Raw genomic sequence first — 1,840 nt, forward strand, 5'->3', positions numbered from 1 at the left:
CGAAAGATGCTTGTAATTCTTTAAGTAATTCACGTTGACGAGAGGTTAGGTTAACCGGTGTTTCTACCACGATACGGCAAAGTAAATCACCCACCATACTGCTACGTACAGGGCGCACACCTTTACCACGTAAACGGAATAATTTACCTGTTTGAGTTCCCTCAGGAATCTTCAAACTAACTCGGCCTTCCAAAGTCGGGATTTCAATTTCTTTACCAAGTGCAGCATCAGCAATGCTTACTGGTACGTCCATATATAAATCGGCACCATCACGTTGGAAAATTTCGTGTTCACGAACAACCACTTCAACGTATAAGTCACCAGCTTGACCATCACGAATAGCCTCGCCTTTACCACTTAAACGAACGCGGTCACCATTATCCACACCCGCTGGAATCGTCACTTCTAATGTTTGCTGACGATCTGCTACACCTGAACCATGACATGCATGGCATGGGTTTTTAATAATTTTGCCTTGGCCACGACATGTGCCACACGTTTGTTGTACAGAGAAGAAACCTTGCTGCATACGCACTTGTCCTGAACCGTGACAAGTTTTACAAGTTTCCACATCTTTTGGATTTTTAGAGCCTTTACCATCACACACATCACATGGTGCTGGAGCAGTAAAGGTAATTGTTTTTTTAACCCCTTTTACAGCTTCCTCAATGGTAAGTTCCATTACATAGCTTAAATATTAACAGCGACGTTGGCGTTGCTGACGTCCGCCGCCACCAAACGCTCCACCAAAGATATCACCGAACTGGCTAAAAATATCTTCTGCACTGAAACCGCCAAAGCCACCACCAGCGCCACCAAAGCCGCCTTCAAACGCATTATGTCCCATACGGTCATACATGCTGCGTTTTTCGCTGTCCGATAAAATCTCATAAGCTTCAGAAGCTTCTTTAAATTTTTCTTCAGCCTCGGCATTGTCAGGGTTTCTGTCAGGATGATATTTCATCGCCAATTTACGATAGGCTTTTTTGATCTCATCATCACTTGCGGTTTTTGAAACGCCTAAAACCTCATAATAATCACGTTTAGCCATGTTTGGCGGTGCTCCTCACGGAAATTTTATCAATACTCTATTGCCGACTAAATGGGGGGCTTTAGCCGAATTTACAAGGGGAAAACTTTCAAAAAACAGATATATTAAAAAACTGCCTTATTTTTTAAATATTTAGACAAGCCTTTTAACCATGCATTTAATAAAAATAACCAAGCAATAGCACTAAAAACTACACCAGCAACTGTTGAAGCCGTTACCCAAAGGTTGCTATCCCATGCAAAAAAGAAGAGAGGAATAAACCAGACCACAGCAAAAACTGACATGAGGAGGAATAGAATACCATTGCGCATAATCCATAGCGCATGAGCATGAATCCAAACTTCCGCATCATCCACAACAGCTACTTTACGAGCGACCAGATAAGCAAAGGCCGCAAAAATAACCGTAAACAATGCAAGAAACATGAACGCATAAGAAATTACAATATAACGGCGATGCTGTTCGATATGGTCTTGCCCCATCTGTATTTCACCTCAATTCACTGCATTATGCCTATTTTTTATGCAGCGAAATAATCCTGTATTTTTTGTGTAAAGACAGGTGCTACTATATTGGACTTTTCAATATTTCGCACCTTTATTCACAAAAAATTTATGGATTTTATGCTGATTTTTTCACCTTAAACCCCGCTGCATACAATGCAGGTAAGACAAATAATGTCAGCAAGGTAGCAACAATGAGTCCGCCCATAATCGCAACAGCCATTGGACCGAAGAAAATACTCCGCGAAAGAGGGATCATGGCGAGTACTGCTGCCAATGCCGTGAG

General features: G+C 41.8%; 2 protein-coding genes and 1 pseudogene. All 3 read right to left on the minus strand.

The features are described from left to right. A pseudogene (gene dnaJ / locus VXQ92_RS16465) lies at window positions 1-1,051 on the minus strand (molecular chaperone DnaJ); the annotation flags it as partial. 104 nt (window positions 1,052-1,155) lie between these two features. Further along, window positions 1,156-1,533 (minus strand): hypothetical protein, encoded by a 378-nt coding sequence (locus VXQ92_RS16470; RefSeq protein WP_000529425.1) that lies wholly within the window; start codon window positions 1,531-1,533, stop codon window positions 1,156-1,158. A gap of 139 nt (window positions 1,534-1,672) precedes the next feature. Continuing rightward, window positions 1,673-1,840: hypothetical protein (locus VXQ92_RS16475; RefSeq protein WP_416682549.1), on the minus strand; the 168-nt coding region annotated here is incomplete at its 5' end.

The sequence above is a fragment of the Acinetobacter sp. 228 genome (assembly GCF_048147885.1).

Bases quoted from the DNA above. Each gene is read 5' to 3' on its own strand.
- VXQ92_RS16470 (WP_000529425.1), bottom strand. From the start codon at position 1,533: ATGGGGCAAGACCATATCGAACAGCATCGCCGTTATATTGTAATTTCT.